Consider the following 9,551-nt stretch of genomic DNA (forward strand, 5'->3'; position numbering starts at 1 on the left):
CCTTTCATCTTACTCGGTTAAGCCTTAATTCGTTGTCGCAAGCTTCTTATAACTATCTAGCGCATCCGCAAGATCCTTGTCTTTAATCGTCACATGCTGGTTCTTCAATACCTGACTGATAACGCGTTGCATGATGCTTGAATCGCGAGACCATTTAGCGTAAACGCTGGCAGTTAGCGCCTTTTTACTGCTAGTAAAGGTGCCTTTGGCGGGATGGTTAATCATTTTAATAACTTCATACCCGTCTGTCACTTTGACTGGGGTCTGCGTGTAGTCACCATTTTTTAATTTGTAGGCAGCATCCTTAAATGTGGCATCGAGCGTTTTATTGTTTAATTCAAAACTAATCTTCCCGCCGTTATCTTTAGTCGCAGTATCAATGGAATCAGTTTTCGCAAGCATGGCAAAATCCTTGCCAGCTGCTAAATCACTGATAACTTGCTTAGCAGTGTCCTCGTCGCTAGTTAGAATATGTTGGACAGTCACTTTGGGCTGATAGGTCTTCCAAGCGGCCTTGAGCTGGCTTTCAGAAACCTTTTTTAACTTTTTCAGTGCAACTTCACTTAAAAAGTTGGTTCGTAGGCTTTCCTTGAAGCTACTGCGACTGAAACCGTTTTGACTTAAGAAAGCATCGAAATTTTCGCCGTATTGTTGTTTGTAGCTATCATAGGCATCATTAACTGTTTTAGTGCTAACCGATTTTCCATAGGCATGATTCAATGCACGATAAATGAGCATGTTAGCAAGCATGGTCTTTGTCGTTGGTGACTGTTTGAGTTCCTTGTAGAAGCTACTTTCAGTCACCTTGCCACCTGAATAGGTCGCAACTGTTTGGTCGGTCTGATTTGACTGACAACCGCTTAGCAGCAGTAAAGCAGTTGCGGTACTTGCCAATAATACTTTAAGGCGCATTTTTTTCTTCATCGATTCGGTCTCCTCTGAAATGCTTACAGTAAACGTTGTGTATTTATTCTAGCGATGGCAATTGAGAATTTCAATTCAAATACTCATTTTCTAATAATGCTAAAAATTTCAAAACATCTATAGTCTGTAAACGGCTAAATAATAACGCTAAAAGTTAATTTACAGATAAAAAAATTAATAGAAGATTAAAATTTTCGTTGAATTTGCTCTTCAATAGTATATAATATAATAGTATATAATATTATATAATATAATCTTAACTACATCAAGCGTAGGGTTTGATTTGGTTATGAAACTTTTGGAAAGTGGAGGATATTGGATGCAAAGGAAAAAGAAAGGGCTATCGATCTTGTTAGCCGGTACAGTCGCTTTAGGGGCGCTGGCTGTCTTGCCAGTCGGCGAAATCCAAGCAAAGGCGGCTATCTCGCAGCAAACTAAGGGATCATCACTCGCAAATACGGTGACGGCTGCGACTGCTAAGCAAGCGGCCACTGACACAACCGCAGCGACAACGAATCAAGCGATTGCTACACAGTTGGCGGCTAAAGGTATTGATTACAATAAGCTGAATAAAGTTCAGCAGCAAGATATTTATGTTGACGTCATTGTTCAAATGAGCGCAGCGCCTGCCTCTGAAAACGGCACTTTAAGAACTGATTACTCCAGCACGGCGGAGATTCAGCAGGAGACCAATAAAGTGATCGCGGCTCAGGCAAGCGTTAAAGCAGCTGTTGAACAAGTCACCCAACAAACTGCCGGTGAAAGTTATGGCTATGTCGTTAACGGCTTTTCAACTAAAGTTAGGGTTGTTGATATCCCTAAACTGAAACAAATTGCCGGAGTTAAAACAGTCACATTGGCGAAAGTTTATTATCCGACTGATGCTAAGGCAAACTCGATGGCGAATGTGCAAGCCGTATGGTCCAATTACAAATATAAAGGTGAAGGCACAGTTGTCTCGGTTATTGACAGTGGCATTGATCCAACACATAAAGACATGCGGCTAAGCGATGATAAAGACGTTAAACTAACCAAATCTGATGTTGAAAAATTCACTGATACCGTTAAGCATGGCCGCTATTTTAATTCAAAAGTGCCATATGGGTTTAATTACGCTGATAATAACGACACCATTACAGATGATAAGGTTGACGAACAACACGGCATGCATGTTGCTGGGATCATCGGTGCTAACGGGACAGGTGACGATCCAGCCAAGTCTGTTGTCGGAGTTGCGCCAGAAGCACAGCTACTGGCAATGAAAGTTTTCACCAACTCTGACACTTCTGCAACAACCGGGTCAGCTACCTTGGTTTCTGCCATTGAAGACTCGGCAAAAATCGGTGCCGATGTCCTCAACATGTCCTTAGGATCTGATTCAGGCAACCAAACCTTGGAGGATCCAGAACTTGCTGCGGTGCAAAATGCTAACGAATCAGGAACAGCCGCCGTCATTTCTGCTGGGAACTCAGGAACATCCGGTTCAGCAACTGAAGGCGTCAACAAAGATTATTACGGTTTGCAAGACAATGAAATGGTGGGAACGCCAGGGACATCACGAGGAGCGACCACAGTTGCTTCCGCTGAAAACACGGATGTCATCACTCAGGCAGTGACCATTACAGATGGTACAGGTTTACAGCTTGGACCGGAAACCATTCAGCTTTCAAGCAACGATTTCACTGGTAGCTTTGACCAAAAGAAGTTTTATATTGTTAAAGATGCTAGTGGCAACCTCAGCAAAGGGAAAGTAGCCGACTATACTGCTGACGCTAAAGGCAAAATTGCCATCGTTAAACGTGGCGAACTTACCTTTGATGACAAACAAAAATACGCCCAAGCCGCTGGTGCTGCTGGCTTGATCATTGTCAACAACGATGGCACAGCAACACCGGTGACTTCTATGGCGTTAACCACCACCTTCCCAACATTTGGGCTCTCCAGTGTAACCGGTCAAAAGCTGGTTGACTGGGTCACAGCACACCCGGATGATAGTCTCGGTGTCAAGATTGCCCTGACGCTGGTACCAAATCAGAAATATACTGAAGACAAGATGTCTGACTTCACATCCTATGGGCCAGTTTCCAATCTTTCCTTCAAACCAGATATTACCGCACCAGGCGGCAACATCTGGTCAACGCAAAACAACAATGGCTACACAAATATGTCTGGTACGTCAATGGCCTCGCCATTTATTGCCGGTTCACAAGCATTGTTGAAACAAGCATTGAATAACAAAAACAACCCATTTTATGCTTACTACAAACAACTTAAAGGGACAGCGCTCACCGATTTTCTTAAGACAGTTGAGATGAATACTGCCCAGCCAATCAACGATATTAACTACAATAATGTTATCGTATCGCCGCGGCGGCAAGGGGCCGGTCTTGTTGATGTGAAGGCAGCTATTGATGCATTAGAAAAGAATCCGTCAACGGTTGTCGCCGAAAACGGCTACCCGGCAGTTGAATTGAAAGACTTCACGAGTACGGACAAGACCTTTAAACTGACCTTCACGAATCGCACGACCCATGAACTAACCTATCAAATGGACAGTAATACGGATACTAATGCCGTTTATACATCAGCGACTGACCCTAATTCTGGGGTTTTGTATGACAAGAAGATTGATGGAGCAGCCATTAAAGCTGGCAGTAACATAACTGTGCCTGCTGGGAAAACGGCGCAGATTGAATTCACACTATCTTTGCCGAAGTCTTTTGACCAACAGCAATTTGTTGAAGGTTTTCTGAACTTTAAGGGTAGCGATGGATCGCGCTTGAACTTGCCATACATGGGCTTTTTTGGTGACTGGAATGACGGTAAGATTGTCGATAGTCTCAATGGGATCACTTATAGTCCTGCTGGTGGTAATTTTGGCACCGTACCACTATTGACGAACAAAAATACAGGCACTCAATATTATGGCGGCATGGTCACAGACGCTGATGGCAACCAGACAGTTGACGATCAGGCGATTGCTTTTTCGAGTGACAAGAATGCCTTATATAATGACATCAGCATGAAGTATTATCTATTGCGCAATATCAGCAACGTCCAAGTTGATATTCTTGATGGTCAGGGCAATAAAGTTACGACTCTCAGCAGTTCCACCAATCTGACGAAGACCTATTATAATGCTAATTCGCAGCAGTACATCTACTACCATGCTCCAGCGTGGGATGGCACCTATTATGATCAACGTGATGGCAACATCAAGACGGCTGATGATGGCAGTTATACTTATCGTATTTCCGGTGTACCGGAAGGCGGCGACAAACGTCAAGTGTTTGATGTGCCTTTCAAGCTCGACTCTAAGGCACCGACAGTTCGTCATGTCGCTTTGTCAGCCAAAACGGAAAATGGGAAAACCCAGTATTATTTGACAGCTGAAGCCAAGGATGATTTGAGTGGTCTTGATGCCACCAAGAGCGTTAAAACTGCAATTAATGAAGTGACGAATCTTGATGCTACCTTTACCGATGCTGGGACAACGGCTGATGGGTACACCAAAATTGAAACGCCATTATCTGATGAACAGGCCCAAGCACTTGGCAATGGCGACAATTCGGCTGAGCTGTACTTGACTGATAATGCATCCAATGCCACTGATCAAGATGCCAGCGTTCAGAAGCCGGGGTCTACATCGTTTGATTTAATTGTGAACGGCGGCGGTATCCCAGACAAGATCTCAAGTACCACAACCGGCTACGAAGCCAATACTCAAGGTGGCGGGACGTATACGTTTAGTGGAACGTATCCAGCAGCGGTTGACGGTACTTACACTGATGCACAAGGAAAGAAACATGATTTGAACACAACCTACGATGCTGCGACTAACAGTTTCACTGCCTCAATGCCGGTCACAAATGCTGATTACGCCGCGCAAGTGGATCTATATGCCGATAAGGCGCTTACCCAGTTGCTTAAACATTTTGACACCAAAGTTCGGCTGACGGCGCCAACCTTTACTGATTTGAAATTCAACAATGGCTCGGATCAGACCTCTGAAGCGACCATCAAGGTTACAGGGACGGTTAGTGCTGACACCAAGACAGTTAATGTTGGCGACACCGTAGCAGCACTTGATGCACAACATCACTTTAGTGTTGATGTACCGGTTAATTATGGTGACAATACCATCAAAGTGACCGCCACCGACAAAGACGGAAACACCACGACGGAGCAAAAGACGATTACCTCGTCTTATGATCCTGATATGTTGAAGAATCCTGTGACGTTCGATCAAGGTGTGACATTTGGTTCCAATGAATTCAATGCCACCTCGGCTAAGTTCTATGACCCTAAGACCGGGATTGCGACGATTACTGGTAAGGTCAAGCACCCAACGACAACGTTGCAGGTTGATGGTAAGCAAATTCCAATCAAGGATGATCTGACTTTCAGTTTCACTTTAGATTTAGGTACTCTTGGACAAAAACCGTTTGGGGTTGTTGTGGGTGACACCACTCAAAACAAGACCTTCCAAGAAGCGTTGACCTTCATTTTGGATGCAGTGGCGCCAACATTGTCATTGGACAGCTCGACAGATGCACCGGTTTATACCAACGATCCAAACTTCCAGATTACCGGAACAGCCACTGACAATGCGCAATATCTGAGTCTGTCAATTAACGGCAGTTCTGTCGCCAGCCAATACGCAGACATCAACATCAATAGCGGCAAACCAGGTCATATGGCTATTGATCAGCCCGTTAAATTGCTCGAAGGCAAAAACGTGCTGACTGTTGCTGTTACAGATAGCGAAGACAACACCACGACCAAGAACATCACAGTTTACTACGAACCAAAGAAAACACTGGCAGCACCAACTGTGACGCCAAGTACCACTGAACCAGCCCAAACGGTGACTCTGACGGCAAACGCTGCCGCAACGGGCGAAACGGTTCAGTATAGTGCTGATGGTGGCAAGACATATCAGGATGTTCCGGCAGCCGGTGTCACGATCACGGCAAATGGCACCTTCAAGTTTAAGTCGACTGATTTATACGGTAATGAATCACCAGCCGTCGACTATGTTGTCACCAATATCAAGGCCGATGATCCTGCACAATTGCAGGCAGCTAAGCAGGCACTGACTAATCTGATTGCTTCCGCCAAAACGCTAAGTGCCAGCGGTAAGTATGATGATGCCACAACGACTGCTTTAGCAGCGGCAACGCAGAAGGCACAAACGGCGCTTGATCAGACGAACGCCTCAGTTGATTCACTTACTGGTGCCAATCGAGACCTGCAAACTGCGATCAATCAATTAGCTGCCAAGTTACCTGCAGATAAGAAGACTTCGCTGCTTAACCAGTTGCAATCTGTGAAGGCTGCGCTGGGAACGGACTTGGGCAATCAAACTGATCCAAGCACTGGCAAAACATTTACGGCAGCGTTAGACGACCTAGTGGCACAAGCTCAAGCAGGCACGCAAACGGACGACCAGCTTCAAGCGACTCTTGCCAAGATACTTGATGCAGTATTAGCAAAACTTGCGGAGGGTATTAATGCGGCAACACCGGCTGAGGTTGGCAATGCTAAAGATGCTGCAACTGGCAAAACTTGGTATGCCGACATTGCTGACACATTGACGTCTGGTCAAGCCAGTGCTGATGCGTCTGACAAGCTTGCACATTTACAAGCTTTGCAAAGTCTGAAAACGAAGGTAGCAGCTGCCGTTGAAGCGGACAAGACAGTTGGTAAAGGCGACGATACAACCGGTACTAGCGACAAAGGAAGCGGTCAAGGTACCCCGGGCGCCCGCTACAGGCGACACAGGTAAGGACAAAGGAGATGAGGGCAGCCAGCCTAGTTCTGGCGGTAATATCCCAACAAATCCAGCCACAACGACGTCAACGAGCGCGGATGATACGACTGATCGTAATGGTCAACATACAACCGGTACTAGCGACAAAGGCGGCGGTCAAGGTACCCCGGCGCCCGCTCCAGGCGACATAGGTAAGGACAAAGGCGATGAGGGCAGCCAGCCTAGTTCTGGCGGTAATATCCCAACAAATCCAGCCTCAACGACGTCAACGAGCGCGGATGATACGACTGATCGTAATGGTCAACATACAACCGGTACTAGCGACAAAGGCGGCGGTCAAGGTACCCCGGCGCCCGCTACAGGCGACACAGGTAAGGACAAAGGAGATGAGGGCAGCCAGCCTAGTTCTGGCGGTAATATCCCAACAAATCCAGCCACAACGACGTCAACGAGCACGGATGATACGACTGATCGTAATGGTCAACATACAACCGGTAAGGGAGCATTACCCAAGACAGGAGAGACAACTGAGCGGCCAGCGTTTGGCTTCTTGGGTGTCATTGTGGTCATTCTGATGGGGGTATTAGGATTGAAACGGAAACAACGTGAAGAATAGCCTGTCCATGCGTTGCGTTTAGGGCAGCAGCGTATCGACAAAAAGAAAAGGGCGCTACGATATTTGGAGTTGAGGTTCAAAGTCAAATGGTACTGATGACCGGTAAAATTTAATATTTTGAACCTTGCTTAGGCAGCTGACTTCACATTGTTGAGATCAGCTGCCTTTTGCTTATAGTTCATTGAGTAGAAACTATTCTTGAATGAGATAAGAATACGTAGACGAAAGTTTTTGAAACTACGGAAACCGTATGCCGTGCGCTTAATTGCTTTGATTTTATTGTTTGAACCTTCAATTGGTCCGTTTGAGAATCCATAGATAAAGCTGTTTATTATTTCGTCGAAGTGCTTGCGGATAGTGCGACGAGCCTTCTTCATTGCCTTTGGCAATGAGCGGTATTGGGCATCATTTTTTTGTGGGGTATAGAACAGACTTAAGTTCAGCTTCATCACGAGTTTCGATGGCTTAAAGAATCACTTGGTAGAAAGCGTATGCATCACGCAGTTCATCAGAAAGCGCCAGTAGGCGGTCGATAACTTCTTTATCAGTTAAATAGGCATGCTTAAAATTGATTCGATTTTTGCTGGTCATGTAATCGAGTGCATTTTCGTGCTTCATAAGTAGTTTCCAGAAGCGCTTTAGTTGGCGATACTCTTTGCTGTCTGACCCGAATTGTTTCATAACACTGATACGAACCTTGTTTAGTTCACGGTATGCTTGAGTTACAACGTGAAATCTGTCGGCTACGATGTTTGCGTTTGGAAATAAATCCTTAATCATAGCTCTGTAAGGGGTGAATAAATCTACAGTAATGGTTTTAACAGCAGCTCGAGCTGATGGACTGTATTGATTGAAATAGGCACGGAGCTGACCAGCACCGCGATCCTTCATGACATCTAGAATGCGGTGGTTAACAGAATCGATTAAAATCATGCTCATTCCGCTAGTTGCGAACTTGCCTGATTTGAAGTCAGCGAACGCGATGTTTTGTGGCAGGTAATGGAAATTTGTTTTGTTGTAAACGAATAAGCCTTCGGCTGCGCGCATTACGGTTTACGTTGATATGTTGTTATCTAAGGCGATGTGCTTTTGACTAACGTTTTCACTTAGTTCCATTGCTGCGGTTTGTTTAACCTTATCGATGATATGGTTGTTTGGTTGAATGTCAGTGAGGTGCGCAATGGACGTGTGTCCACATTTCTTTCATAGAAATTTTTGCTTTCGGATTCTATAGTTTTGAAACTTGAATGCGATACGTGGCCCTTTATGAGTAACCATTTTGATACCATTGTGAACCATCGGAGTTCCGAATTTTTCGCAGTTGGTAGCGTATGTCAGAAGGAGATTCCAAGTAATTGTAGCGGTTCCGTTGAGATTAGTTTCATTGAAGTGTTGTTCTGCTTTTGCATCAAAATCGATATTTAAGTCTGTTAATCCAATTAAAATTCTGATATCGTTATCCATGTTGGGATATCCTTTCGAGGGTATTTTGGGCAGACTGGTTGCAGCTGGTCTGTCCTTTTTTATTTTTACACCAAAAAACCAAAAAAGGGGTTCTGTTGCGAAGTTTAGGGTATCTTACACCTAATCAATTTGAAAAGGTAAGTGCTTAAAATAAATAGATTAAAATTCTACGTTTGTTACTCTAAAAACTTGACTTAACGTCACTTGATAGAAAATACAATAAATATTGCATATGCTCGAAAATTTTATAAAACTAAAGATTATCATTCTTTTTGTAATTTGATAAAAGGAAATAAGGGCCTTTTTGGTAATAAAACAGTAAATCAAAAAGCCAATATCTCTTTCGTGAAATCAGAAGGTGAAAAACATACACATATATATCTTGATTATCAAGAAACATGTAAAGTAGCACATCCTAACTTTCTTCAATTGATAAATTTATTAAAAAACTACGACCCTGAATTTTCTGAGGAGAAATTACTAACATTTGATCTTAATGATAAAATATTTGGAGAATACGAAATAAAAGTAATACCGATTTCAAAAACTAAAATAGTCAATACGATTGATGATGTTATGAATGAAATAGCTAAAGAAATTGTTTTAAAATACAATCAGGACATGTTTAAAGTTACATCAAAATTAGGAGAAATTTCACTTACCCCTATCCAAGAAAAATTTGATAAGCTAAAAGACATTTGACAAAATTAAATTAGCATTCGGGGTTATCACCCTTTTTGATAAACTAATAAATTAGCTCATAACTTAACAGTT

At 43.7% G+C, this 9,551-nt stretch carries 2 protein-coding genes and 2 pseudogenes; 2 read left to right on the forward strand and 2 right to left on the reverse strand.

Annotation, left to right across the window (positions count from 1 at the left end; genetic code table 11):
* Positions 1-24: 24 nt before the first annotated feature.
* Positions 25-924: a peptidylprolyl isomerase PrsA gene (locus tag LLA01S_RS11110; RefSeq protein ID WP_011669080.1), complete on the reverse strand. Its 900-nt coding sequence runs from the start codon at positions 922-924 to the stop codon at positions 25-27.
* 319 nt (positions 925-1,243) lie between these two features.
* On the opposite strand from LLA01S_RS11110, the pseudogene prtP reads away from it, so the two are divergent.
* Positions 1,244-7,313 (forward strand): annotated as a pseudogene (prtP, locus tag LLA01S_RS11115) (PII-type proteinase).
* A 128-nt stretch (positions 7,314-7,441) separates the two neighbouring features.
* On the opposite strand, the pseudogene LLA01S_RS13680 reads toward prtP, so the two are convergent.
* Positions 7,442-8,777, reverse strand: a pseudogene (locus LLA01S_RS13680) (ISL3 family transposase).
* Positions 8,778-8,981: 204 nt separating this feature from the next.
* On the opposite strand from LLA01S_RS13680, the gene LLA01S_RS11130 reads away from it, so the two are divergent.
* Positions 8,982-9,479 (forward strand): hypothetical protein, encoded by a 498-nt coding sequence (locus tag LLA01S_RS11130; RefSeq protein ID WP_021164913.1) that lies wholly within the window; start codon positions 8,982-8,984, stop codon positions 9,477-9,479.
* Positions 9,480-9,551: the final 72 nt, after the last annotated feature.

Origin of the sequence: Lactococcus cremoris subsp. cremoris NBRC 100676, from assembly GCF_001591705.1 — a bacterium.
Lineage (GTDB): Bacteria > Bacillota > Bacilli > Lactobacillales > Streptococcaceae > Lactococcus > Lactococcus cremoris.

Bases quoted from the DNA above. Each gene is read 5' to 3' on its own strand.
- LLA01S_RS11110 (WP_011669080.1), bottom strand. From the start codon at position 924: ATGAAGAAAAAAATGCGCCTTAAAGTATTATTGGCAAGTACCGCAACT.